Source organism: Haloarchaeobius pelagicus (assembly GCF_051207375.1).
Lineage (GTDB): Archaea > Halobacteriota > Halobacteria > Halobacteriales > Natrialbaceae > Haloarchaeobius.
The window spans coordinates 1,383,288-1,407,650 of the sequence record NZ_JBPJZD010000001.1 but is presented as its reverse complement, the minus strand read 5'-3'; the positions used below and the strand labels follow the sequence as shown (position 1 = coordinate 1,407,650).

Sequence of the window (24,363 nt, the reverse complement as noted above, 5' to 3'; positions counted from 1 at the left end):
CACGAGAACCAGATTGACCGCGAGAACCCGGTCGAGTTCGGCCCTCGGACTGCCAGTGAACGCCGGTGAGCAGGGTCGGCAGCACCGTGATACTGCTCGCGCTCCCAGATTCGGTATGGAACGAAACGCAGTCCGCCGCGCCTGGGACCGGGTCGGCGACGCCTACGGCGACTTCCGGAACGCGGATGGCCCCGAAACCGCCCTGTTCACCGAGTTCTCGGAGCCACTCGGGCCGGGCAGTCGCATCCTCGACGTGGGCTGTGGCGACGGCCGCCGGACTGCGGCACACCTCGTCGACGAGTTCGAGGTCCTCGGCCTCGACCTCTCGCGGGGACAACTCGACCGCCTCCGCGAGTCGGTTCCTGCTGCGAGGCCGGTGCAGGGCGACATGACCCGGCTCCCACTCGCCGACGCGAGCGTCGACGGCATCGTCGCCTACTACTCCGTCTTCCACGTCCCGCGGACCCAGCACCAGTCCGTGTACGACGAGTTCGCGCGGGTCTGTCGCCCGGGTGGGCGACTCATCCTGACCGTCTCGCGGCAGGCCCACGAGGGCACCCGCCGGGGCTGGCTCCGCCCCGACGTGGAGATGTTCTGGAGTACGCCAGGACGGGAAGCGACCATGGCCGAACTCGACGAAGCTGGCTTCGAGACGGTCTGGGCCCGGGACGTGGTGGATGGGCTGGGCGAGACGGTCCACGTGGCGCTGTGCGAACGCCGGAACGCGACCTGACGAACGCGGTCACTCGACCCCGAGGACGTTCTTGCAGCCCGAACAGACGTACACGTCGGTCGTCTCAGGACCGACCTCGTACGTTTCCGGGTCGAGTTGGGGCACGTCGCTGATGGTCTCGATGTCGTCGTGGCGTACCTCGCCACAGTTCTCGCACACCAGTGGGTCGAACTTGATTCGCATATCCGACAGGAGACGCGCGGGGGTAATAGGCACACCCCGGTCGTGCGACCAGTTCGCACGTGGTGGGCCGGCTGCGACGACCCGAGGTGTCGGAAAATATTTGTAACTCATCTCGGTTGTTCCGCCATGGTCAAACGCGACCAGTCCCTGCTGCTTGCATCGTCTCTGGCCGTCCTGGTGTGTGCCGTGGCCCTCGTCGGCGCTCCGGTGGGCGCGGAGACGACACCGGGTGAGAACTCGACCGTCACCGTCGTCGCACACTATCCGACCGACGACGGCTACCAGAACGAGACGCTGGTCACCAAGACGGACGTCGCGGCTGTCGGCACCGTCGAAGAGCAGAACGGGATGTATCGAATCCCGGTCACGCTCACCGAGGAGGCCGGTGCGTCGTTCGCCTCGGCACTCGTCGAGCGCGGGTTCACCGGCGAGGGTGTCTCGAACTGCCGCTGGGAGCGGAATCGGGACGACGCCGGCTACTGTCTCCTGACGGTCGTCGACGGAGACGTGACGTTCGCAGCGTCGCTGGCACCGGGACTCGCCTCAGCGATGGAGTCGGGCAACTTCGAGGAAGACCCGCGGTTCGTCCTCGCTGCACAGTCGAAGGAGAAGGCCGAACGCATCGCGGAGCAGCTTCGTGATGGCGAAGCGACCACGGGTGGTTCCGGCGACAGTGGCGCGACGACCGCCGACGCGACCGCGGCCGGTGGCGATGACGGTGGTGCCGGCGATGCCGACGATGGCAGTGACGGCGAAGACGCAGCTGCCAATTCCTCTGGGTCGACGCCCGGGTTCACCGCCGGTGGCGTCGCCCTCGCCCTCCTGTCGGTCGCACTGCTCGCCCGTCGCTGACTACCGGGGCGTCTCGCTCCCCCACTTGTCGAGGGCGGTCTGGAGTTCCGGATGCCCGTCGACCGCGTAGTCCGCCAGGCTCACGTCTTGCATGCTGGCTTCGACGGACTGCCGGAGCGCCCGCGCGCCCGCCTCGGTCCCGTCTGGGTGGCCGTGGATGCCGCCACCGGCCTGGATGCAGATGTCGGTGCCGAGCGCGTCCAACAGCGCGTCGATGACGCCGGGGTGCAGGCCGCCGGAGGAGACCGGCAACACGTCGTTCATGCCGTAGAGGTCAGATTTGAGCCAGGCGTTGATGCCGGGCGTGTCCTCGTTCGCGAGCTTGCCGAGCCCCGCGGTTCCGGTGTGGATGTGGTCGACGCCGCAGAGCCGGGCGACCTGTGCGATGACCCGCATCGAGACGCCGTGGTGTTCCATGCGGTCGAAGGCGGCGTGCATCGCCCGGTGGGCGTGGATGGCGAGGTCGAGGTCCTCGCAGTGCTCGCGCACCGTCTGGACCGACGCCCAGCCCGCGGTGACCACGTCGACCATCACGAAGCCGCCACCCTGCTGCTCGACGAACTCGGCGCGCCGAATCATCTCGTCCGTCTCGGCCGTGATGTTCACGAGGTAGTCCTTCTTCTCGCCGGTCTCCTCGGTCAGCTCGCGGGCCGTCGCGAGGGACTGCTCGACGCGCTCCTCGAAGGGGTTGAACGCCTGGTCGGTGAGGTTCTCGTCGTCCTTGAGGAGGTCGACCCCGCCGCGCCAGGCCTGTTCGGCGATATCCACGTGGGCCTTCGTTGAGAGGCCGACCTTCGGCTTCGGGACGGTGGCGAGCACCGGTCGGTCACCGGCGTCGAGTTTCTCGGTGGCCACCGAACTCCCGTACTGGGGCCCGCGGAAGCCCGAGACGGTCTGTTCGGGCCACTCACAGTCGTCGAGGCGGATGGAGTCGACCGCCTTCATACCCATGATGTTGCCCGCGATGCACGAGAGGATCTGGGGCATCGAGCCCTGCTCGAACAGGTCGGCGGGGTAGGCGACCATGATGGTCCCCTCGTCCTCCGCGATGTCGTAGGCGACCGCGGAGAGGTCGGTCAGTTCCGCCTCGTCCACGTGGAGGGCGGCCCACGTCCCGTTCGAGGATTCGCTGGCGACGCGGGAGGCGGCGGCCTCCCACGACATCCCCTCGGCGGGGGCGATGGTGAACTCGCACAGGAGGTCGGTGTCGGTCGGCGTGTAGTCGAGGTCGAGGAAGTCGTCGTATTCGATTCCGGTCATGGTAGATTCGTAATATTTGCCTGCAAGCTACTTGGTCGTTGCCCCGGCTGGCGATTCCGTCCCCCAAGCAAGTCCAGGCTCACGCCTGTCAGCTATCAGATAACGCCTCAGAAGAGGCCGACAACGTCGGCGACCGAGTCGACCACGTAATCCGGGCTGTACTCGCTCTCCGCGACCTGCTCACGGGTCGTCACGCCCGAGAGAACCAGCACGGTCGTCATCCCCGCATCGTCCCCCAGCGCGATGTCGGTGTCCAGCCGGTCACCGACGACGAGACAGCGCTCGGGGGCGACACCGAGCCGAGCAAGTGCCGCCTCCCGTGCTTCGGCATGTGGTTTCCCGAGGACGGCTTCCGGTTCGCGGCCGGCCACGTCGGCGACCGCGTTGATGATGGCTCCGGAGCCGGGAACGAGGTGGTCCGCCGCGGGCACCACCCGGTCGGGGTCGGTCCCGACGAAGCCGACCGAGTCGTCCGAGAGCGCCCAGAGCGCGACCGTCAGGTCGTCGTAGGTGAACTCCCGGTCGATAGAGGCCACGACGGTGTCTGCGGCGCTGTAGTCCTCGGTGAGCTCCAGGTCGAGGTCGCGCAGCTGGTCGCACAACCCCGCCTCGCCGATGACGAAGAACGTCTCGTGGGGGTGGTGGCGCGAGAGGTACTCCGCGGTGACGGTCCCTGCGGTCAGCACCTCCTCGGTGGCCGCGTCGACGCCTGCCTCGCGGAGTCGCTTCGCGTACGCTGCCGGGAACTTCGTCGGGTTGTTCGAGAAGAAGACCAGCGAAAGCCCGGCGTCGCGAAGCGCCTGCACGCCGTCGACCGCGCCCGGGAGCGCACCGGGGCCTCGCAACACCGTCCCATCCACGTCGAGAATCGCGCCGTCGAACTGGTCCATTGCCAGACAGTGGGCGCTGGACGGTAATGAGTTCAGTCCAGGCGGACCGTCTCGCCGGTGTCCGCGCTCTCGTACAGCGCGTCGATGACGCGCATGTTCGCGGTGGCCTCGGCCGCGTCGGTGCGGGGCTGTTCCCCCGACTCGACGCAGTCTGCGAAGTGCTCGACCTGCAGGCGGTACTGGTCGGTCGCGTCGAACGACTCCGTCACCTGCCGACCGTCGACCGCGTACTCGAGTGTGACCTCCTCGGGGTTCGACGGATTGAACGCGTCCTCGACCTCCAGCCAGCCGTTCTCGGCCTCGATGCGGTAGCGCTGGACCAGCTGCGTATCGAAGCTACACGACAGCTGGGCGGTCGCGCCCGGATAGTCGAATCGCCCGGTGAGGTGGGTGTCGACCCCGCAGTCGCGGGTGTCGAGGCGACGGGCCGAGACCGCATCCGGTTCTCCCAGCAGGGTCCTGAGGACGCTCACCGCGTAACAGCCCACGTCCATCAGGCTCCCACCGGCGAGTTCCGGGTTCAGCCGGATGTCGTCCGGACGGTCCCGGAGCGGGAACTGGAACGTGGCGAACCCGCCGCGGACCTGCTCGAGTTCCTCGGCGACGATCTCGGCGGCGCGCTCGGTCCGCGGGTGGTACCGGTACATGAACGCGGACATCAGTGTCACACCGGCGTCCTCGCAGTACTCGCCGAGGTCGCGTGCCTCTGTGGCGTCGACCGCCAGCGGCTTCTCACAGAGCACGTTCAGCCCGGCGTCGGCCGCCTTCCGGACCCACTCCGCGTGGAGCGAGTTCGGGAGCGGGACGTACACCGCATCGATGGCCGCCTCGTCGAGCAGGTCCTGGTAGGACCCGTACGACTCCGGGATGTCGTGGGACTGGGCGACTGCAGTGGCGCGGTCACCGTCGCGAGACGCGATAGCCGCGACCTCGTGTTCGGAGGCCTGTATGGCGGGGACGACCGCTTTCAGTCCGATGTTCGCCGTCGAGAGGATACCGAATCGCATGCTACCCCGCTCACACCCGATGCCTAAAGTTCCAATGCCAGTCGCACTTGGTTGCTAGAGACCAACAAATTAGGTCGAAAAATAGTAAAAATTTAACTGGGTGTGGTACGAGTTTACGTACAACTCCCTCGATGACCAACAGTACGCTGGAAACCGGTTCGTCGCTCGATATTGACGAGCTCTTCGCCGACACCGACGCCGAACCAGCAGACGAGAGCGAACCACGGGCCGACCCTCGGAACGCACCGGAACAGGACGAGACAGAGGACATAGAGGACGTGACCGCAGGTGAGCTGTTCCAGCAGCTCAGCACCGACCACGCCCCCACCGTCGAGTCGCCCGACGGCTACGCGGAACTGTCCGACGAATCTCCCGAGGAGATAATCGCCAGTGCCGACGAAGCGGTCGAACCGATGGACGAGGTCGACGAGGCCATCGCTGCCGACGACGACCTCCTCGACGACCTGTTGCTCTCGGGCCGAACGAAAGCGGACGGGTTCCTCTGGGTCGAGACGGACGCCGACGAGGACTCCGATGCGTCGGGCGACGACGCCGACGCCGAGCAGGTCTCCGGGGACGAGGCCGAATCAGAACCCGAACCCGAACCAGAGCCCACAGCCGACATGGACGAGACCTCGTCCGCCCCGACGCTCGACGACGGTTCCTCGCTCGATGCCACGTTCGAAGACGGTGACGCTCCGGGTGTCGCCACTGACTCCGTGGACGAGGACGGCGAAGCCGGCGAGGCGACCGACGACGACGTCGAGGCAGCAGGTGACGACGTCGAGGCAGCAGGTGACGACGTCGAGGCAGCAGGTGACGACGAGGACGAAGCCGAGGCAGCAGGTGACGACGAGGACGAAGCCGAGGCAGCGGGTGACGACGAGGACGACGAGAGCGAGTCCGGCGGTCTCGCCAGCAAGATCCGGTCCATCCTCTCTTCCTGAGGCCGGGTCCCCCGCTACCTGTTGGTCGAGTATCACTATTTTGCACCCTGTCTGGTCGATGGCATAGACAGCGGTCGAAACGGCCGATACGCCTAAGGGTAGGAGACTGGTGAAATTGCGTATGGTTACTTCCCAGGATCTCATCTCCCACCACGTCACGGTCCTGAAACGGTGCGGTCTCTCCGACGCGGAGATCTGTGAGGTCTACGGGCTCAGCGACCCACCCGATGACATCTCCGTCGAAGCTGTCGTCGAGAAAGGGTACGACGACGAGTTCACACCGCGCAACCTGTACGACCAGACACACCGTGTCCTGGCGGCCTCGAGCAGGGGTATCGACGCCCCGCGCCAGTACCCGAATCGCGTCGTCCCACAGCAACTCGAGACGGTGTTCAGCGCCTACGGCTTCCACATCCACTTCCTCGACGATGAGGGCAACCCGATAGACACCGGCGTCGAGCCGACACAGCCCTTCAGAATCGCGCTCGAAGACCCGAACGGGAACCGCCGCGCGACCTCGTTCTCGTACCCGGACACCTCGCTCGGGGAGCACAACTACCCGGCGCTCATCGCCGCCGTCGAGGAAGGGTTGCTCGATGGCGTGCCACTCACGTTCGCGATGCTGTCGAACTGGGCCGACGACCGCTGGCGGTTCGTCCTGTTCGAGGGCAAGCGCCTCGATGCCCTCGAATCACACTACGGCGATGGTATCGAAGCGTTCGGTGAACCGCTCCTGCACGACCAGCGACCCGCCGAATTCGTCTCCGAACTCGCCACCCGTGCCGCGTCGGCCGCTCCCAGTGCGGACAAACAGGCCGCATCGACGAGCACGAGCGGTTCGGGGACGACGGGCTCGAGCGACGGCGACATCGGCGTCGACGAGTCGACGGAGGGCTGGCTCGGTGACGGGATGGCCGACCTGAGCGAGGTCGACCTCGAAAGCGAAGACGACGAGCCCACCAAGGAGACAGCAGAGACGGAGACAGCGGACGATTCGGCGCTCGATTCCATCTTCTCCGAGATGGAGGCCGCGGCCGACCCCAGCGGCGAGACCGGTGTGGAGGTCCAGTCGACCGGGAAGAGCGTCCGGGACCTCTTCACCCACTCGGACGACAGGGGGAGCGAGTCGACGCCGGACGAGGTCGAAGAACCGGCATCGCCCGGCGAGAAGCCGCCGGCACCCGAGTCCGAACCGGAACCGGAACCAGAACCGGAACCAGTGGCCACGGAGACACCAGCAGCCGAGACCGAACCGGCGCAAGAGCCAGAGCCCATCGAGGTGTCGGACGAGAGCGAACCAGTCGCGGCCGCCGAGGCCCCGGCGGAAGCGGAGGCCACCGAGGCCGAACGACAGCCCACTGCGGTCGACTCCGAACCCGCGGGGGACGGGGACGACGGTGGGTTCGTGATGGCCGACCCCGAGCCCGTCGAGGACGACCCGGACCTGACGCCGAACTCGCCCGACCCGGGCGAACCGGCGCAGGAAGCGTCGAGCCAGCCGGAGGTCGACGAGGAGCCGGAGCCCGCAGCGGCCGCGACTCCTGTGGAGCCAGTCACGGATTCGGAGCCGGAGCCGGCCGACGAAGCTGCGAGCGACCCCGAACCAGAACCGGAACCGGTTGCAGCTCCAGCGCCCGAACAGACCCGGGACCCCGAGCCTGACGCAGCACCGGCGGACGAGGCGGCTTCGGCACCGGAACCCGAGCCGATGCAGGCAGCCGCCCCCGAGTCGGTCCAGGAATCCGAGCCCGTCGAAGAGACCGAGCCTGCCGACGAATCCGAACCGGCAACGGAGCCTGAATCGGAGCCTGAACCGGAGCCCGAACCGGCACCCAGGCCAAGCTCGAAACCGTCGCAGGGACCCGACCCCGTCACCTTCGGTGGAGCCAGCGACGACGAATCGAAGGCCGACGACGAGCCCGCCGAGAAACCGTCTTCGAAGGCGTCGGAGTCGGCCGAGTCGCCCGGCATCATCGGCAGGCTTGTCGGCGCGCTCAAGGGCCTGTTCTAGTCGCGAAAGACGATCTCTTCTATCGCTCGACGCTCGCCCTCGTCGTCGTCGTTCTCGTACTTGTAGCGAACGCCGTCCTCCTCGTCGTGGGTCGCCCTGTGCGAGCCGTCGCAGAACGGCCGAGTCGCGGAGAGCCCGCACTGACAGATGGCCACGTCGCCTTTCTCGTCGTGGATGTCCTCCGGCGTGAGCTTGTACGGGCGGTCCTCGGTGTGGGTCACTTCGCGGCTCATACCACCACGGCCGCCGCCGAGCGTGATAGTCGTTGTCCCGCCGGTGCCGTCGCTGACTTTCCGCCTGCCAACAGTTAATATCCGCCCCCCGTGATAGCTAACCAATCGATGACCGACCGCGACCGGAGTGACCGACTGCGTGAGTACGTCGACGTGCTCCGTGGATTCGGCCTCGATGACGCCGACATCTGCACACGTCACGGGCTCGACGACGACACCGCGGCCGAGGAGCTCACCGACCGCCTCGACGAGACCCTGGACGACGCGTCAGAACAGGCCCTGTACCAGCACACCCACGACGCGCTCGCCGCGTCCCGCCGGGGAATCGACGCCGACCGGGAGACAGACGACCACCGCACCTCGCTCACGGCGGTGCTGGAGCGCGCCGACTGGAACCTCTCCGTCGAGGACGCCGACCCGCTCGAACTCACGGTGACCGACCCCGAGGGCGACTCGCGGTCCAGCACGTTCAGCTACCCCGACCATCCGCTCGTGACGCGGAACTACCCGGCGCTGGTCGACGCGGTCGAGTCACTGCTCGACGGCCTGTCGTTCGTGCTGTTGACCGAGAAGGACGGCCGCTGGCGCTTCGTGCTCCTGCTGGACGACGACCTGGCGGCCCTGCGCGAGCGCTACGGCGACCGAATCCGGGTGTTCCGCCGGCCGCTCCTCGCCGCCGACCAGCCCGCGGACTTCGCGGAGCCGGTGGCCGAAGGGGACCGCGAGGGCGAACTCGCCGGCCTCGCGGGCGACGCCTTCGCGGAATCGTTCGGGACCGGTCCACGCGTCCACCGCTCCGCTCGGCCGCTGGACGAGGAGTCGGATTCGGCAGCCGAGCCGACCACCGCCGTCGGCGAGAGCGTCGACGACGTGTTCGAGGCCATCGAAGACGATGGGACGGCAGAGCCGTCTTCCCACACCCTCAGTACGAACGACGGGAGCGAGGCCGGTAGCACGGGCGGCATGGACGGTTCGGGCGACCGGCTCGTCGGCGGGACGCCCCGGACGACCGTGGTGTCCGGCAGCGTCGACGAGGTGTTCGACGAGGAAGCGGAGGAAGAAGCAGACGACGAAATCGACGGCGCGTCGGCCACAGCGGCCGACGACGGCTCGCCCTCGGCCGAGGAATCAGCGAGCAAGACGGGCCCTGACCCGGACACCGAGAAACGCGTCGCCGACCTGGCCGCGGCCGCGGCCTCGGTCGGCCCGACGAAGAAACCGGATGAGGACGACGATGCTGGCGAGACTGACGAGGTCGCGGCGGCGGACGTCGTCGAGGACGAACCAGCGGAATCCGAGGCAGTCGAGGTGTCTGAAGGAGCCAAGGCGACCGAGTCCAGCAACGCTCCCGAATCCGGCGACAGCACCGATGCTCCCGCCAGTGCACCGGCTGCGAATCGCGCCGAGACTGCTGCCGTCGACGCTGTCACCGACACGCCGGGCGACCCCGAGGGAACACCCGACCCGGATTCCGAGCCGGCGGACAGCCCGTCCATCTCGGACGTGGACCTCGACATCGGCGACTTCGAGGAACCGGACCTCGGCGGCGAGACCAACACCGACGGCCCCCTCGCGGGGAGCCTCGGCGGGCCGGCGATGGAGCCGGAGGGCACGGGGGCGGGCGACCCGCCCTCGGGCCTGAGCGACGCGGAACCAGGCGACGAGGGGACGAACGAGTCGAGCCCGGGTCTCCTCGGTCGGTTCTCGGCGTGGCTCCGCGGCCTCTTCTGAGCCACGGCTCCTCGAGTTCTGCGACGCGAAGAAATGAACGGAAAGAGCGGCGAGCTTACAGGAAGCTCTCGATGTGGTCCGCGACCTCCTCGGGGGTGTCGCCGACCGGGACGCCCGCGTCGTTGAGGGCGTCGATCTTGGACTGGGCGGTCCCCGTCCCGGAGCCGGAGACGATGGCACCAGCGTGGCCCATGCGCTTGCCCGGCGGGGCGGTGCGGCCCGCGATGAAGCCGGCGACCGGCGTATCGACGTGTTCGTCGATGTAGGCCGCGGCCTCCTCCTCGTCCTCGCCACCGATCTCACCGCACATGACGATGGCCTCGGTGTCGGGGTCGTTCTCGAACAGTTCGAGGGCGTCGATGAAGTCCGTCCCGATGATGGGGTCGCCGCCGATACCGATGGCGGTGGTCTGGCCGATACCGCGCTCGGTCAGGTTGGAGACGACCTGGTAGGTGAGGGTCCCGGAGCGAGAGACGAGCCCGACGTTGCCGGCCTCGAAGATGTTGCCCGGGAGGATGCCCAGCTTGGCCTCGCCCGGCGTGATGAGGCCGGGACAGTTCGGGCCGACGAGTCGCGTGTCGACCTCGGAGAGGCGCTTGTTGACCTTCGCCATGTCCTGGGTCGGGATGCCTTCCGTGATAGCGACCGCGAGGTCGATGGGCGCGTCGAGCGCCTCGAAGATGGCGTCCGCGGCGAACGCCGGCGGCACGAAGATGACGGACGTGTCGGCGTCGTGCTCCTCGGCTGCCTTCTGGACGGTGTCGTAGACGGGGACGCCGTTGACCTCTTCGCCACCCTTGCCGGGGACGGCACCGGCGACCACGTTCGTCCCGTAGTCCATCATCTGCTCGGTGTGGAACTTGCCTTCCCCACCGGTGATGCCCTGTACGATAACCCTGCTGTCGTCGTCGACGAGTACACTCATTATTCGTTCACCTCTTCTGCGAACTGGACCGTACGCTGGACCGCGTCCTCCAGCGTCGCTTCGACGGTCACGAGTTCCTTGTTCAGAATCTCCATGCCCTCCTTGGCGTTCGTCCCCGCGAGGCGAACGACGACCGGCTTCGGAATCTCGTCGAACTGCTCCAGCGCCTCGTTGATACCCTTGGCGACCTCGTCACCACGGGTGATACCACCGAAGATGTTGAACACGACGGCGTCGACGTTCTCGTCGGAGAACACCATGTCGAGTGCGTGCGTCACGCGCTCGGCCTTCGCGCCACCACCGATGTCCAGGAAGTTGGCGGGCTTGCCGCCGTAGTAGTCGACGAGGTCGAGCGTCGTCATGACGAGGCCGGCACCGTTCCCGATGATGCCGACGTTGCCGTCGAGACGGACGTAGTCGAAGCCGTACTCGTCGGCTTTGCGCTCGAGTTCGTCGCCGCCCGCGGCGGCCTCCTCTTCCATCTTGGAGAGTTCAGGCTGGCGGAACAGCGCGTCCTCGTCGATGTTCATGACGGCGTCGGCCGCGATGACCTCGCGGTCGGACGTGATCATGAGCGGGTTGATCTCGGCGTCAGCGCCGTCCTTGTCGTCCCAGAGCGTGTACAGTGTGCGGAGCACGGACGCCACGTCCATGGCGACGTCGCGTTCGACACCCGCGTCGTAGACGGCCTTGCGGGCCTGGTACGGGTGCATCCCGAAGGAGGGGTCGACGTGTTCGCGAACGATGGCGTCGGGGTCCTCCTCGGCCACCTGCTCGATGTCGACGCCACCTTTCGTCGAGACCATGGCGACCGGCTTGCCCTCGCCGCGGTCCATCGTGACACCGACGTACAGTTCGTTGACGAAGTCGACGGCCTCCTCGACCAGGACGCTGTCGACGTGGAAGCCCTTGAGGTCCATCCCGAGGATGGACTCCGCGGCTTCGCGTGCTTCGTCTTCGTCCTCGGCGAGCTTGATGCCGCCCGCCTTACCTCGACCTCCCACCTGTACCTGCGCCTTGATAGCGACCGGATAACCGATCTCCTCGGCCGCCTCGACGACGTCCTCGACGCTGTCTGCGAGCGTCGAATCCGGCGTCGGAATACCGGCGTCGGCGAAGACCTGCTTCGCCTGGTACTCGTGAAGTTTCATGCGTTCGGAACCCCGCCCTGTGGCCGCTTAAATCCCGCCGATTCGGTCGTTCTTTTGCCGCCCCGGGGGTGTACGGGTTGGCCGCGGGAGTTAAGCCCATCCCTCACGACCCTTCTGACGACAGTGCCTCTTTCCGGTGAGACGAGCCGTCAGGCTGTGCAGGCGATGCCCCCGGAGCAGCTTGCGTACGTAAGTTTGCTCGTCATCGCGACGGCCGTCCTCGTGACGCTCTCGCTTTACGGCGGGCTGGTGGCGAAGGAGCGCGCCGACCACCGACGGACCCTCTTGCTGTTCGCCGTCTTCATGGCGTGTGCCGCGGTCTGGGCCGGCACCTACGCGCTCCAGCTCTCATCGACGACCGAGGGTGCGAAGCTGTTCTGGCTGACGGCCGCGAACTACGGGGCCGCCGTCGTACCGAGCCTCTGGTTGCTGTTCGCACTCTCGTACACTGGCAAGGATCGCTGGTTCCGACCGCGGGTGTACCTCGTACTCGCAGTCGAACCGCTGCTCGTGCTCGCCACGGTCTCGACCAGGGTGACCAACCACCTCCTCTGGTACGACACCGGTGTGACTACCGACCCGTTCCCGCTTCTCACCCGCGAACTCGGGCCGCTGTTCTACCTCCACGCGTTCTACTCCTACGCCATCATTCTGGTCGGCTCGGCACTCCTGATCGACTGGGCCCGTCGTAAACAGGGGGTCTACCGCGGGCAGGCCGCGTTGCTGGCGGTCGGCTCGGTCGTCCCCATCGTCTCGAACGTCGCGTTCGTCGTCGGTGTGGGTCCGGAGAACGTGAACCTCACGTCCGCCCTGTTCGCGGTCTCGGGGGTCGCCTTCTGGATGGCCATCGCCCGCTACCGGCTGCTCGACGTCGTCCCGGTCGCCCGCGAGTCCGTCATCGAGAACATGCGCGACGGCTACCTCGTCGTCGACGACCAGGGCCGCATCGTCGATACGAACCCCGCGGCGACCCGACTACTGCGCGATTCGTCCCTGGTCGGTGACCGAATCGACTCGGTCCTCCCGGCGGCAGCCGGGCTCCTCGCGGACCTCCGCGACGGTGGCACCGACGCCGGCGACGACAGGACCGAACTCGTCATCGGCGACGACCACGACCGCCGATACGTCGACATGTCGGTTTCGCCACTCGGTGCGGAGACCGGGAGTTCGCTGGTGGTGCTGCGCGACATCACCGACCGTCGCAGTACCGAGCGACGGTTCAAGACGCTCATCGAGAACTCCTCGGACCTCGTGACCGTGGTGAACGAAGACGGGGTCATCGAGTACCAGAGCCCCTCGACTGAACAGCTCCTCGGCTACGACCCCGATTCGATGACGGGCGCGGACGCACTCTCCTACGTGCATCCGGCGGACCGCGAGGAACTCGCGGCGGTCTTCGAGGCGGGCCTCAACGAGGACGAGTACACCGCCAGAACCGAGTACCGGGTGCGCCACACCGACGGCGAGTGGCGTACCTACGAGGCCCTCAGCCGGAACTTGCTGGACGACCCTGCGGTCGAAGGTGTCGTCATCAACTCCCGGGACATCACGGAGCGAAAGCGCCGAGAACGGGAGCTCGCGGAGACGAACGAACGACTCGACCAGTTCGCCTCGGTCGTGAGCCACGACCTTCGCAACCCGCTCAACGTCGCCCAGGGCTACGTCGAACTGCTCGACGAGCTCGTCGACGGCGAAGCCGACCAGTACGTCGACGAGGTGGCGGAGAGCCACGACCGGATGGAACGCATAATCGATGACGTGCTCGCGCTGGCCCGCGACGGAACCGAGATCGACGAGCGCCAGCCGGTCGAACTAGCTCACGTTGCTCGCGACGCCTGGAGCAACGTCGACACGGCGGACGCGTCGCTGGTGACCCGGACCGACAGCACCGTTCCCGCAGACCGGAGTTTGCTGGTGCGGGTCTTCGAGAACCTGTTCCGCAACTCTATCGAACACAGTGACGAAGGGAACCTGACAGTCGTGGTCGAGGACCTGCCGGACGAGGCTGGCTTCGCCGTCGCCGACGATGGCCCCGGAATCGACACCGCGGTCCGAGACGAGCTGTTCGAGCCGGGCGTGACGGGGTCACAGTCCGGGACCGGCCTCGGCCTCGCCATCGTCAAGCGCATCGTCGAAGGTCACGACTGGGAGATCCGTCTCGCGGATGCATCGAACGGGAGTAACGCACGACCCGAGAGCACCGACGGTGGTACCGACGGAGATGACGTCGATGTCGAACTGGTCCCCTCGGGAGCCCGGTTCGAAGTTCTTACAGGAGACTGAGGAGCAGGCCAACGAGGTACAGGCCGACTACCAGATAGACCAGCAAGAGCAACGCGTTTCGCTTCGGGGCGTTCGCTCTGAGCCCGAGGAGTCGCCGGAGACGACGCCTCGGCGCTCCGGTCCCACCCCTCGACATCGAACCTGGCACCGCCAGCAGCAGGGAGAGTAGGGCTGGCGTCCACGACCGACTGCGACGAGGGTCGCCGGGATCGCGACGTTCAGGTGGGCGCTCCATCGCTCGTCGGCTCCTCACTCAGGACGCTCTTGGTTCCTGACGACACCTCGGCTATCGCGCTGTCTGTGTTCACCGACGTTGTCGTGTCGGTTCCAGTGCCGTCGGACGACTCCGTGTCGTCCACCGACCCCTCTCCGGTACTCGTACTGGTCGTACTGGTCGTTTCGTTCTTGCTGGTGGTGTTGTCATCGCTGCCGGAGTCGACCACGGTGCTGTTGTCGCCGGTGGTCGAGTTATCGCCGACGGTGCTGTTGTCACCGGTGGTCGAGTTATCGCCGACGGTACTGTTGTCGCCGGTGGTCGAGTTGTCGCCGGTGGTCGAGTTGTCACCGACGGTGCTGTTGTCGCCGGTGGTCGAGTTGTCACCGACGGTGCTGTTGTCGCCGGTGGTCGAGTTGTCGCCGGTGGTCGAGTTGTCACCGACGGTCGAGTTGTCACCGACGGTCGAGTTGTCGCCGACGGTCGAGTTATCCTCGACAGTGCCGTTGTCGCCGACGGTCGAGTTATCCTCGACAGTGCCGTTGTCGCCGACGGTCACATTGTCACCATCGGTCACGTTGTCACCGGTCTCCGCCGCGGGCTCCGCCGCGGTTATCTCGACCGTTCTGGTCGAGAACGAACCGATGACGAACGTGAGGTACTCGCCGCTGTCGCCCGACTTCTTTGCCTGGCTGGTGGTCTTCGCCTCGTAGACGGAGCTCTCGATGCGTGCCCCATCGAGGGTCACGTCGGCATCGGTGAGGGTGGCGACCGAGACGCCGAGCACGTCGGCGAGACGCGAGGCCTCGATGTATATGCGGGCCGGGTCGGGCTTCTCGCGGGTGAACGTCATCGTCACGGTCCCGTCCGCGGCGCGAACGATCTCGGCGTAGATGACGTCGCTCCCGTAGTCGGCGGCGTACACGTGGCCGCGCAGGGTCTCGGCCTGGAAGCCGGTTACCTCGACCGTGGTCGCCTCGACGTCCGAGACGGTCTGTGCACCGAATATCGACAGGTCCGCCCCTTCGGTATCGCTGTAGAACGCGGCAGCGCCGCCGCTCCCACCGATGGTGGCGCCGAGCAGACCGAGGGCGACCAGGACGACCAACGTCCGCTTCAGGTCAGTCATCGCTGTCTCCGCCGACGGAGGAGGAGTCCTCGGGCGACTTGACCGGTGCAGTCACGACGGCCCGTCTCTCGTCCGCCATCGTCACACCGCCGTCGGTGACCGAGCGTGCTTCCTCCGTCGCCTCGGGCCACTGTCGCCAGAAGTTCCCGAGCAGCACGAGCAGCCCGATGGACGCGACGAAGCCCATCATGGTGACCGTGAGGAACAGCTGGAAGCCGAGTGCCCGGCTGTACACCAGCCAGAGGATGAGGCCGGAGTACAACACGAGGAGTGCAGTGACACCGAGCGCGATGCGAAGCTCGTCACGGGTGAACGTGAAGCTGTCTTCCTCCGCGCCGGCGGATGCTGTGGCAGTCGATACGACACCTTCACCGACCGTCTCGTGGTCAGTGCCAGCACTCGCGTCCGTTTCGGTCTCTGCCGCTGCGACGGCACTCGCCTCGGTTGCGTCCTTCCCGCTCTGGGAGCCCGTCTTGAGGATACCGCCGCTGATCAGCGACCAGAGCTCGCTCAGGATGAGCAGCCCGAACGGGATCAACACAAGCGCGAGGAACCCGGTCTTCGAGTTGACGAACTGGATGACGTAGCCGACCTTCGGGAGGGTCAGTGATATCTTTCCGATGATGGTTTCCGTCGTCACTAGCCCGCTGTCCGGGTCCTCGTTGGCGTCACCTTTCGTGACGAACGCGAGGTCGCCGGTCTCCGTGGTGGTCCGCTCGACGACCCGGTGGGTCGTCGGGACGTTCATGTTCGCCCGTTCGTAGATGATGACGTCGCCGACCTCGATGGTGGTCGGGTCGACGCGCGTCACGACGACGACGTCGCCGGTGTTGATTGCAGGCTCCATGCTCCCCGTCAGTACCACGTAGCTCTGGTCGCCCCCGGCGACCTGCGGAACGGCGTAGATGATAAACGGGATGACTACTACCAGGAGTAGCAGTATCGCGACGACGTTAATCGCCGTCCGTAGCGACCCCCCTATGAGCCATCGCCGGTCGGTTGAATCCTTTCGTGTCATGTGAACTCCCTTCCCCCAGGCGTCGACTGACGCCCTGGAATACTCTCCCCGAAGGGACGCCCGCGGGCGGTCTCGAACCGCCCTGATGGCCTCGTACCACGCGGGTCCGTGTCGGTTGCGGTCGGTCGGCTGTTCGTCCGTTCAGCTGTCCTGGGTCTCGGAGAACTCCCAGTCGTCCGGGACACAGGGGTCGTTCGGGCTGTCGAACCCCGGCTCGTAGTCGTACTTGATGCCGGTGTCACCGTCCTTGCACGGGCTCTGGGGCAGCTGGTCCTCCGTCCCGGGGTACCCGTCGTGGATGGTCGCGTAGCCCTCGGTCCCTCCCGGGAAGTTCTCGATGGCGAAGTCGGTGGGCATCGGTCCGTTCCCGGTCTTGAGGACCGTGTAGTCGACACCGTCGACACCCCGGTCCTGTGCCTCGTCCGTGAGATGCCAGGCAATCCTGGTCGGCTCGCCCTCGGTGTTCGTCCCGGTGACGCCGAAACAGACGTCGCCGTCCCGGAGCGGTTCACCGTCTTCGACGCAGAACGAGACGAAGCTGATGCCCTTGCCCTGAACGCACTCCTGGCACACCTCGTCACAGTTGACGGTGCACTCGTCGTCCCACGGCGATTCCATGGCCATGTTGTGCCGTGCCTGTTCACCGTAGAACTCAAGGCTGAACTGGGCGTTCGAACCGCCCTCGGTGCAGATGTCGCCGGTGAGTTCCCACTCGAAACCGATGCAGACCTCCTGTCCGGGCGAGAAGTACTCGACCTCGTCCGCGCCGGTCGTGCTCCAGCTGCTGTCGAGCAGCACGCCTTTGTGGAGCTCGGACAGGACCTCACAGAGGGTCCCCTCGTAGATCGTCCTGGTCTCCCCCGCAGCTGCGCGCCCGTTCTGGTCGACGTCGTAGAACACTCGCACGTGGAGCTCGCGGTACAGGTTAGCAAGCGAGTAGTCACCGACGTCGGTACACGGTCTCTCCGGACAGCTCGTCCGGAACCAGAGCCAGGCCGGATTGTTCTTCCTAGTGTCCGGCAGGCGGACACAGGCACTGCCTGACCCGGTCCGATTCTCGGCGTCGAGATCGGGAAGGTCGATGTCGATGACCGTCCCGTTCACGAACCCGGGACAGATGCCCGGCGTGGCGGCCTGGCCGGTTACGCTGTCGGTCGACTCCGTCGAGTCGGTCGGCTCGACTGATTGGACGGGGCCGTCCCGCCAGCAGATGTCGAGGTCGAGCCCACCGGTAGTGAGCCAGCCACCGAGTCCCTCTCCATCGAGGAGGCGAGCGGTCGTTCCACTCGCACCTGCGGCCGCAGTGATGGCACCGACGCCACCTAGCGTGTACAGCAGCTGTCGGCGGCTGACGTGCCGTCGACCAGTCACGCGGTCACCTCTCGAGTCATCGTCCGTCTCACGTCGTGCATCGGACGCGGCCAGGACATGGTGGTCCCGCGTGTGTGCGCGGTCCTTACGTGAGACGACCCGGCGGATACGCCGACGTCGTCACGTGTTGCCCGGTTACGTCCGTCCCCTATTCGAGTCATGTCTGATTCCCCCAGTGGTGTGGCGATGTGCCATCAGTCGGTGCCCGGCGTCGCTCGCCGGAAAGTCACGCGACTCCTCTGACACTCGACCATATGTTTCTTGATACATTAGGTATGCTGAAGCTACTGTGCGGTAACCCGGTTACGACCACTGGGAATCGGCCGATTGGAGTGGACAATTCGAACCGAATCGGTCGTTAATCCCGGCCAAGGGGGCCGTCCCCCGGGGTTTCAGCAGAACTATCAAAAACATAGATTGAAACGGTCAGCAACCACGATAGACCCTCGAGCGGGGGGGCAACGAGGTTGCCTCACCTCCTGGGTTCTACTAATTGGCAAACTAATAACAAGAAACTGCACCCCGAAGACGGAGTCGAATCTCGGTGTCTCACGAAAACACGTCGCAGAAAACGTCACCAGCAGCGTTCATCGCTGACACACACTAACATCGATAGCCGCGTCGGCCGCATCTAGGTACCGGTTGCCGTCATCGAACGAGGGGTCCGACCGGTCACAGGTTGGCCCGGCACTGCTCCAGCGTGAACTGGAAGCCGACACGAACCTCGTCGGTCTGGGTGACGTTCACGTCGACGGTGACGCCGGTGTTGATGTCGCCAGCCTGGTAGAAACCACGCTGTCGGAGCTCGTCGTTGAGCGTCAACTCCCCGTCAGCGTCGTTATCGTCGATGTCGACCGTCCCGTCCTCGATCTGGAAGACCCCCTCGGTGAAGCGGTTCACCAGCAGGAGGTCCTCGAACCCGAGGCTTTCCGGGTCGGTCTCGGCACACGCGAGGAACCAACTCAGCTGGTAGCTGTGGACCCCGAGGTTGAAGCAAAGCTCCTCGGTGGTGACGGCACCCCCTGAGGGTTCCAGCTGGACGCCTGCGCCGTTCACCAGCGTCTCGACCAGCCCTGTCAGCGACCCGGCGTACAGTACGTCGTCGTCCATCCCGTCGGCGGCAGCGACGACCTTGTCGAACACCACGTCGAAGGACTGGTAGAGCCCGTCCGTCTTCAACAGGACGACGTACAGGTACGGGCCGAGTTCACCGGCGAGTTCCTCGTTGGTGAGGATGTCGAAGCCAGCGGTCTCGAAGTTCGCATCGAGCGTCTCACCGGCCTCTTCCTCCGATTCGAGGACGCCGTTCTCGACGTTCTCGTCGACGGCCTGTTGCGTGAACTCGTCGACCGCGAGTGAGAGGAACGCGAGCGACGGGTTCCCACAGACGTGAATGTCAAACTGAAGTGCGCCGAGGTCTTTCGGCTTTACGTCGGTGAGTTCGAGGAAGATACCAGTCTCCCCGTTGACCAGCCCTGGCAGGTACAGGTCGTCCGGTTCGAGGTCGACACCGAATGCGTTCAGCACGTCGAAGCCTCCGCCCGCGAGACTGATGCCGAGGTCGGTCGGGTCCGACAGGTCACAGGCCTCGATGGTTCGAACGTCGTCACGCCAGAAGGCTGATGAAAGCGGTTCGCCGGCCGCATCGACGAAGGCCGGTGCCTCTGCCAGAAGGAACTGCATGTCGTTCCCTCCGGGGATGATCGGTGGTCGTTCCGCCAGGGGGACGTCGTGCAGGTCGTACCGTTCCCAGGCCTCGTAGATGGAGCGGAAGCTCAGGACGTTGTCGACACGTCCGGCCTCGAACCAGCCCTCGAGTGATTCCCTGTCGCTGTAGAATGCCGTGGTTCCGAGTCCAGCTCCTGCACTCGCCACCCCGATGGTCCCAAGCCCGGCCAGGACCTTCCGACGTGTGAGTTGTGAGCGTCGTGATTGCATGATATGTGTCGTAGATGCCTCTCACTGAGGCGAGGACCCACCGGTGGAATCGAACCACCGTGTGACCGGCCGTTCCAGCCACGGGTTTCCTTCGTGGGTCGGTTTAGATGGGCGGGACAGACGGACCGAACTGGACCCACAGTTGGGTCAGGTTCGTCCGGCGACGCTGTTCTCGATCAGGCCGTTTCTTCCGCTACGGCAGGCTCAGTGGTGCCGTTTTCGTCATCTTCCGGAACGGTGTTGTGGCGGCACTGTTCGGCGGTGAACTCGAGACCGAAGTGGACCGTGTCGGTCTGGGTGATGTTGATGAGTCCGTCGAGCTCTTCCGGTCCTGCCAGTTCGAACCGGTCGATGAGGAACTCGGCCATGTTGTCGAACTCTTCGCCGCAGACACCAAGGTCCACGTAGCCGGGATCGCGTTCGGTGCTCTCTGCCTTGCACGGGAGGTACCACTCGAGGGCGAAACAGTGCACGCCCTCCTTCCAGCAGTTACCCGCGGTGTTGGTTGCCTCACCGAGCGTGCATTCGGCCTCCTCACCGGTTCCGGGCGGGAGGATGACTGCATCGTCGTCGATGATGTCGAGGAAGCCCGAGAGCGGGCCCTCGTACAGGCAGACCTCTTCACCGGCGACGACCTGGGCAGCGAGGATCTGCTGGACGATGTCCAGCCAGGCGTCTGCCATGTCCTCGGGCGTGAGAACCTCGAAAACCTGACCATCGAAGTCCTCGAACTCGGTCAGGGTCGCGTCACCGGGCTGGATGAGCACCATGATGACCTCGTCGACACCGTCGCGGCCGAGTGCTTCGTCAGCGGCATCGCGCGCGCCTTCGATGTTCTCGATACCGTTCGAGACGGCGACGACGACGTTGTAGTCAGCACAGTCCTCGACGCGGTCAGCGGCGTCGGTGATACCTGCTGCAACGGTGCCATCGGCGTCGGCCTGGTCACCGTTGTAGTCCTCATTGATCAGTTCCCGGAGCGCGGCTGCGTCCATCGTGGGGTCGATGCTGTCCGGGTTGATGACGGGATTCTCCTCTCCGTCACCGTTGAACAGCGTGACACCGACTTGCTTCGGGTCGAGGTCCTCGTCGTCCGGGTCGACCTCGTCCTCGAGTGCGTCGATGAGTGCGAGTGCACCGTCCTTCGTGGTGGCGAGCTTGGTCGGGTCGGCTTCTCCACCCGGGACGTACTCCTGGTCCATCGAGTCACTGTTGTCCAGTGCGAGTTGGACACAGACCGTCTGGGGCTCCTGGTCCCGAACGTTGTTACAGTTGGGGTCGTACCAGAAGCAGACGTGCATGAAGTCCTGCAGTTCACCCATGGCGTCGTCGACGATGTCACCGAACTCGAGTTCGGGTTCGGTGGGGGTGTCGACGCCCTCGCGGAAGTCCTCCTCGAAGCGCGGCCCCTCGGACTCATCGCGTGAGTCACCGGTTGCGCGGATCTTCAGGTAGGACGGGTTGCCACAGAGGTGCAGCGAGAACGTGGTCTCACCACGGTCGAGCGGCTTGATGTCGTCGAGGTCGACGAACATCCCAACCTCGGGACCGTCGATGAGCTGTGCAGCGAGTTCGCCCTTCGGTGTTGCACAGGCGTCGATCTGTCGGACTGCCTCGCCCCATTCGTCGTGGGTCAGTACCTCACCGAAGTCCGGGACGGACTCCAGTTGGTACACCATTCCATCGGTCCCGGGGACCACTGGCGGGCGCTCGTCCTCCGGAATCATCTGGAGGTCGTAGCGCTCCCACGGCATGTACGTGGTGCGGTAGTCGAGGAGCAGGTCCACGCGACCGGCTTCGAACCATCCTTCCACGGATTCACGGTCACTGTAGAATGCAGTGGTGCCGAGGCCTGCGCCCGCGGACGCGACCCCGATCGTTCCGAGCCCGGCAAGTACTTGGCGCCGGGACAGTTTCATCGATTGTTTTTCTGTCATGGTTGTTGGTTGTTGGTATCGCTGTTGCGTGTGCCCGCCTCCCCCCGGAGGTCCGGTTCGGAATCGGGTCGAGCTAATCTTGGGATGGTACCAACTTACTTATGATTGGCTTCATGGACATCGAAGCAACCAATCGTGTTTGCGAGTACGGGGTTACCTCAGGGATATCACCGGTTAGAATGCCGTAGTACCAACCTACAGTTGGCTCCTTCTCTCGATTTTTAGCCTCAAAACCCCGAATGTATCACTTAGATGTGGTATCAAATCCATATCTAAGTATATAACAGACACTATACTCAGATAGCGCACTTGCTAGCCGGGACCATGGGGCCCGGAAGCGCTCAGTGGGGGAAGTATGTTTCCAGTTACGACACGACGAAATCGACTACAGGAGTGCGATATCCACCAGATCCTCAGCAACTCGCGCCGGCGCGAGACGCTTCGGGTCCTGAACCGCTCGACGGGCTCTATCACGTTACGAGACCTCTCAGAGCTCATCGCCGCTATCGAATCGGGTGAGACGCCCGCACCACGGAATATCCGCGAGACGGTCTACATCTCGCTCCATCAGACGCACCTGCCGAAACTCGACGAGCTGGGCGTCCTCGAATACGACTGCAACCGCAAGCTCATTACGCTCGACGAGGGTGCACGCGAGGTCGCCCAGTACATGGACGTGACCACCGGTCACGGCATCACCTGGGGTGAGTACTACCGCGGTCTCGGCGTCGTCGGCCTCTGTGCCGTCGTCGCCTCGCTGAGTGGTGTTCCCGTCGTCGAACAGCTCCACCCGAGCCTGGTCGCCAGCGGGTTCCTCGCGATGTTCGCGGCCTCGACCGCGGTCCAGCTGTGGAAGTTCCGGGGTTCGCTCCGGCGACAGTTCTTCGGCTGACTCCTGTACCAGCGCGTTCTGCTTCTATCACGTCGAATCGAGTCCTCCCGAGAGGAACGGCTCGAGCATACCACCCTCGAACGCCCGGTTGGGCGGGCTCAAGCTCCCCGAGAAGTGGCCCTCTGGTTCTCGTTCATATCTGTCCGACCGAGGCTCCTCCGATGCCCGTTCGACCCTTCCTGCGCAGATCGTCTCGAGAGTAGCCACTCCCTGCACAGGTGCTCTCCGCAGTGGCCATCTCGGAGGCAAGTGGCCATGTCGGAGTGGTTCGGGTCGCGCCAGCACGGCGGGCCCTGACAACGCTCCACTGCTGGGTGAGACAGGAGATGCTCGCACGCGCTGCCGCGCGCCCACCCCATGCCAGCGCAGGCAACACGAGCCTCTCGCTGGGGCGCGACGGCTGGCCTGGGCGGCTGGCCTGGGACCCACTCCCGGAGCGAATCCTCCCGACGAGCCTGTGCAGCGGACTGCCCTCCTAGTGTCGGAACCCGACTCAACAACACAAGCTACTGCCTGCCGAGGGAGCAGTCGACGCCAACACACCAGCGCGTCGGGAGTCCAGACACAGCAAGCCTCCCCCGTCACCCAGATCGCCGGGAAGCGGTGCAGCGGGCAGGGACGACCCAACCGCTCGCATCGCTCGGTGGGCTGTCGTCACATCGGTCACGGACCGAACAGAAAAGAAGGACGGCCGACAGTCGCCCGGGAAGGTCCTCGCCTACGCCTGGTCCGGTTCGAGCGCGTCCACGTCGAACTCGGTCTCGAACAGGCGGGCCCCGCACTCCTGGCACGATGCGGCGATGACGTCGTAGGACCGGCAACACGACTGGACGACCTGCTGACCGAAGTCGACGGGGCCACCACAGGTCGGGCACTCTTCGACGAACAGCCGGAGGCCACCGAGGAGTTCCGAGCGGAGCATCATCGGCAGGTCGTGCCAGCTCTCGTATCGCGCCTCCAGTTCCTTCGCGGCGGCCATGTCGGCGATGAACGCGGCACGGGACTCCCACTGTGCGAGCCAGTCGCCGTCGACCCAGGCGATGAAGGAGTCGCGACCGTGTTCGGTGATGGCGAGGCGATCCTCCTCGACGCCCAGCAGGGCCGCTAACTCGTGGATATCGGCGTCGCGGGCCGCGACCAGGGACATCCGCTCGCCCCACGCGGCGGCGAACGTTGGCGTCAGCTCGACGTCGACACCGTCGGGCGTCTCGACGAGGACGCCAGCCTCCATGAGCGACGATTCGATGTCGAACGTGCCACCGTCGAACTGCGGCTTCGCCTCCTTGTCGAACACCCGGAGCAGCCAGTCCGGGAAGTAGCGTTTCGTCAACTCCGGCGTCCCGGGGACCAGGTATCCACGGAAGTAGATCATCGCGAGTGAGACGGCCGCGACACCGAGGGCAGCCGGTGCCCAGAGTACGAACGCCCCGGCAGTCAGTACTGCGGCTATCGCCAGATTGGTCGCGGTACACGGAATGCAGCGATTCTCCCCGGTGTACTCCGGCTTGCGTAGCCTGTTCAGTATCGTCCCCCCTGCTGTAGATGCGCCTGATTGTTGCATGCTGTCTCCCCGGTGGCCACGAAACGGACCACTCTCTCGATAATTACACTCCAACAGAGTATAGGTATGACACCATTACCCGCATTCACGTCCCACC

At 65.5% G+C, this 24,363-nt stretch carries 20 protein-coding genes; 7 read left to right on the top strand and 13 right to left on the bottom strand.

From position 1 onward, the window contains the following. Window positions 1–115: 115 nt before the first annotated feature. On the top strand, window positions 116–733 hold the full coding sequence (locus ACSC1S_RS07360; protein ID WP_435363772.1) for a class I SAM-dependent methyltransferase: 618 nt from the start codon (window positions 116–118) through the stop codon (window positions 731–733). Between the two features lie 9 nt (window positions 734–742). Here ACSC1S_RS07360 and ACSC1S_RS07355 read toward each other — a convergent pair whose 3' ends face one another. Then, window positions 743–916 (bottom strand): hypothetical protein, encoded by a 174-nt coding sequence (locus tag ACSC1S_RS07355; protein ID WP_435363771.1) that lies wholly within the window; start codon window positions 914–916, stop codon window positions 743–745. Window positions 917–1,042: 126 nt separating this feature from the next. Between ACSC1S_RS07355 and ACSC1S_RS07350 the strand changes: the two genes are divergently transcribed. Further along, the gene (locus ACSC1S_RS07350) at window positions 1,043–1,768 is read left to right on the top strand and encodes a preprotein translocase subunit SecD family protein (protein WP_435363770.1); all 726 of its coding nucleotides are present in this window, start codon (window positions 1,043–1,045) and stop codon (window positions 1,766–1,768) included. Here ACSC1S_RS07350 and rbcL read toward each other — a convergent pair whose 3' ends face one another. From rbcL to ACSC1S_RS07335, 3 genes are all read right to left on the bottom strand, one after another. Continuing rightward, window positions 1,769–3,028 (bottom strand): type III ribulose-bisphosphate carboxylase, encoded by a 1,260-nt coding sequence (rbcL, locus tag ACSC1S_RS07345; RefSeq protein WP_435363769.1) that lies wholly within the window; start codon window positions 3,026–3,028, stop codon window positions 1,769–1,771. Window positions 3,029–3,135: 107 nt separating this feature from the next. After that, on the bottom strand, window positions 3,136–3,918 hold the full coding sequence (locus tag ACSC1S_RS07340; protein ID WP_435363768.1) for an HAD-IIA family hydrolase: 783 nt from the start codon (window positions 3,916–3,918) through the stop codon (window positions 3,136–3,138). Between the two features lie 32 nt (window positions 3,919–3,950). Then, the gene (locus ACSC1S_RS07335; RefSeq protein ID WP_435363767.1) at window positions 3,951–4,925 is read right to left on the bottom strand and encodes a Gfo/Idh/MocA family protein; all 975 of its coding nucleotides are present in this window, start codon (window positions 4,923–4,925) and stop codon (window positions 3,951–3,953) included. 131 nt (window positions 4,926–5,056) lie between these two features. Between ACSC1S_RS07335 and ACSC1S_RS07330 the strand changes: the two genes are divergently transcribed. Next, the gene (locus ACSC1S_RS07330; protein ID WP_435363766.1) at window positions 5,057–5,872 is read left to right on the top strand and encodes a putative sodium/potassium/calcium exchanger; all 816 of its coding nucleotides are present in this window, start codon (window positions 5,057–5,059) and stop codon (window positions 5,870–5,872) included. Window positions 5,873–5,993: 121 nt separating this feature from the next. Continuing rightward, window positions 5,994–7,883 carry a hypothetical protein gene (locus ACSC1S_RS07325; protein ID WP_435363765.1) on the top strand — a complete coding sequence of 630 codons (1,890 nt, stop codon included), beginning with the start codon at window positions 5,994–5,996 and terminating at the stop codon, window positions 7,881–7,883. Here the strand turns inward: ACSC1S_RS07325 and ACSC1S_RS07320 are convergent. Then, the gene (locus tag ACSC1S_RS07320; protein WP_435318208.1) at window positions 7,880–8,116 is read right to left on the bottom strand and encodes a CDGSH iron-sulfur domain-containing protein; all 237 of its coding nucleotides are present in this window, start codon (window positions 8,114–8,116) and stop codon (window positions 7,880–7,882) included. The genes ACSC1S_RS07325 and ACSC1S_RS07320 overlap by 4 nt on opposite strands. A 108-nt stretch (window positions 8,117–8,224) precedes the next feature. Here ACSC1S_RS07320 and ACSC1S_RS07315 point away from each other — a divergent pair, with 108 nt between their 5' ends. Next, window positions 8,225–9,847 carry a hypothetical protein gene (locus tag ACSC1S_RS07315; protein WP_435363764.1) on the top strand — a complete coding sequence of 541 codons (1,623 nt, stop codon included), beginning with the start codon at window positions 8,225–8,227 and terminating at the stop codon, window positions 9,845–9,847. A gap of 55 nt (window positions 9,848–9,902) precedes the next feature. On the opposite strand, the gene sucD is transcribed toward ACSC1S_RS07315, so the two are convergent. Together sucD and sucC are read right to left on the bottom strand one after the other, a co-directional pair. Next, entirely contained in the window at window positions 9,903–10,772 is an 870-nt protein-coding gene (sucD, locus tag ACSC1S_RS07310) for a succinate--CoA ligase subunit alpha (protein ID WP_435318206.1), read from the bottom strand. Further along, on the bottom strand, window positions 10,772–11,923 hold the full coding sequence (sucC, locus tag ACSC1S_RS07305) for an ADP-forming succinate--CoA ligase subunit beta (RefSeq protein WP_435363763.1): 1,152 nt from the start codon (window positions 11,921–11,923) through the stop codon (window positions 10,772–10,774). The genes sucD and sucC overlap by 1 nt, the downstream gene beginning before the upstream one ends. A gap of 165 nt (window positions 11,924–12,088) precedes the next feature. Here sucC and ACSC1S_RS07300 point away from each other — a divergent pair, with 165 nt between their 5' ends. Continuing rightward, a complete protein-coding gene (locus ACSC1S_RS07300) occupies window positions 12,089–14,206 on the top strand; it encodes a histidine kinase N-terminal 7TM domain-containing protein (RefSeq protein WP_435363762.1) in 2,118 nt (705 codons plus the stop codon). A 218-nt stretch (window positions 14,207–14,424) separates the two neighbouring features. Here the strand turns inward: ACSC1S_RS07300 and ACSC1S_RS07295 are convergent, their stop codons facing one another. The 5 genes from ACSC1S_RS07295 to ACSC1S_RS07275 form a co-directional block, all read right to left on the bottom strand. Then, window positions 14,425–15,549, bottom strand: coding sequence for a hypothetical protein (locus ACSC1S_RS07295; RefSeq protein WP_435363761.1), 1,125 nt, complete (start codon window positions 15,547–15,549; stop codon window positions 14,425–14,427). Continuing rightward, window positions 15,542–16,567, bottom strand: coding sequence for a signal peptidase I (locus ACSC1S_RS07290; RefSeq protein ID WP_435363760.1), 1,026 nt, complete (start codon window positions 16,565–16,567; stop codon window positions 15,542–15,544). Before ACSC1S_RS07290 ends, ACSC1S_RS07295 begins: the two co-directional genes overlap by 8 nt. 141 nt (window positions 16,568–16,708) lie before the next feature. Further along, the gene (locus tag ACSC1S_RS07285) at window positions 16,709–17,938 is read right to left on the bottom strand and encodes a hypothetical protein (RefSeq protein WP_435363759.1); all 1,230 of its coding nucleotides are present in this window, start codon (window positions 17,936–17,938) and stop codon (window positions 16,709–16,711) included. Between the two features lie 672 nt (window positions 17,939–18,610). Then, complete coding sequence (locus ACSC1S_RS07280; RefSeq protein ID WP_435318200.1) at window positions 18,611–19,876, bottom strand: hypothetical protein; 1,266 nt, start codon at window positions 19,874–19,876, stop codon at window positions 18,611–18,613. 176 nt (window positions 19,877–20,052) lie between these two features. Further along, complete coding sequence (locus tag ACSC1S_RS07275; RefSeq protein ID WP_435363758.1) at window positions 20,053–21,690, bottom strand: hypothetical protein; 1,638 nt, start codon at window positions 21,688–21,690, stop codon at window positions 20,053–20,055. Window positions 21,691–22,168: 478 nt separating this feature from the next. Here ACSC1S_RS07275 and ACSC1S_RS07270 point away from each other — a divergent pair, with 478 nt between their 5' ends. Next, entirely contained in the window at window positions 22,169–22,705 is a 537-nt protein-coding gene (locus ACSC1S_RS07270; protein WP_435318198.1) for a DUF7344 domain-containing protein, read from the top strand. A 718-nt stretch (window positions 22,706–23,423) separates the two neighbouring features. On the opposite strand, the gene ACSC1S_RS07265 is transcribed toward ACSC1S_RS07270, so the two are convergent. After that, entirely contained in the window at window positions 23,424–24,266 is an 843-nt protein-coding gene (locus ACSC1S_RS07265) for a DUF8054 domain-containing protein (RefSeq protein WP_435363757.1), read from the bottom strand. Window positions 24,267–24,363: the final 97 nt, after the last annotated feature.

Coding starts and splice junctions, on each gene's coding strand:
- ACSC1S_RS07360 (WP_435363772.1), top strand. CDS start 116: ATGGAACGAAACGCAGTCCGCCGCGCCTGGGACCGGGTCGGCGACGCC.
- ACSC1S_RS07355 (WP_435363771.1), bottom strand. CDS start 916: ATGCGAATCAAGTTCGACCCACTGGTGTGCGAGAACTGTGGCGAGGTA.
- ACSC1S_RS07350 (WP_435363770.1), top strand. CDS start 1,043: ATGGTCAAACGCGACCAGTCCCTGCTGCTTGCATCGTCTCTGGCCGTC.
- rbcL (WP_435363769.1), bottom strand. CDS start 3,028: ATGACCGGAATCGAATACGACGACTTCCTCGACCTCGACTACACGCCG.
- ACSC1S_RS07340 (WP_435363768.1), bottom strand. CDS start 3,918: ATGGACCAGTTCGACGGCGCGATTCTCGACGTGGATGGGACGGTGTTG.
- ACSC1S_RS07335 (WP_435363767.1), bottom strand. CDS start 4,925: ATGCGATTCGGTATCCTCTCGACGGCGAACATCGGACTGAAAGCGGTC.
- ACSC1S_RS07330 (WP_435363766.1), top strand. CDS start 5,057: ATGACCAACAGTACGCTGGAAACCGGTTCGTCGCTCGATATTGACGAG.
- ACSC1S_RS07325 (WP_435363765.1), top strand. CDS start 5,994: ATGGTTACTTCCCAGGATCTCATCTCCCACCACGTCACGGTCCTGAAA.
- ACSC1S_RS07320 (WP_435318208.1), bottom strand. CDS start 8,116: ATGAGCCGCGAAGTGACCCACACCGAGGACCGCCCGTACAAGCTCACG.
- ACSC1S_RS07315 (WP_435363764.1), top strand. CDS start 8,225: ATGACCGACCGCGACCGGAGTGACCGACTGCGTGAGTACGTCGACGTG.
- sucD (WP_435318206.1), bottom strand. CDS start 10,772: ATGAGTGTACTCGTCGACGACGACAGCAGGGTTATCGTACAGGGCATC.
- sucC (WP_435363763.1), bottom strand. CDS start 11,923: ATGAAACTTCACGAGTACCAGGCGAAGCAGGTCTTCGCCGACGCCGGT.
- ACSC1S_RS07300 (WP_435363762.1), top strand. CDS start 12,089: ATGCCCCCGGAGCAGCTTGCGTACGTAAGTTTGCTCGTCATCGCGACG.
- ACSC1S_RS07295 (WP_435363761.1), bottom strand. CDS start 15,549: ATGACTGACCTGAAGCGGACGTTGGTCGTCCTGGTCGCCCTCGGTCTG.
- ACSC1S_RS07290 (WP_435363760.1), bottom strand. CDS start 16,567: ATGACACGAAAGGATTCAACCGACCGGCGATGGCTCATAGGGGGGTCG.
- ACSC1S_RS07280 (WP_435318200.1), bottom strand. CDS start 19,876: ATGCAATCACGACGCTCACAACTCACACGTCGGAAGGTCCTGGCCGGG.
- ACSC1S_RS07270 (WP_435318198.1), top strand. CDS start 22,169: ATGTTTCCAGTTACGACACGACGAAATCGACTACAGGAGTGCGATATC.
- ACSC1S_RS07265 (WP_435363757.1), bottom strand. CDS start 24,266: ATGCAACAATCAGGCGCATCTACAGCAGGGGGGACGATACTGAACAGG.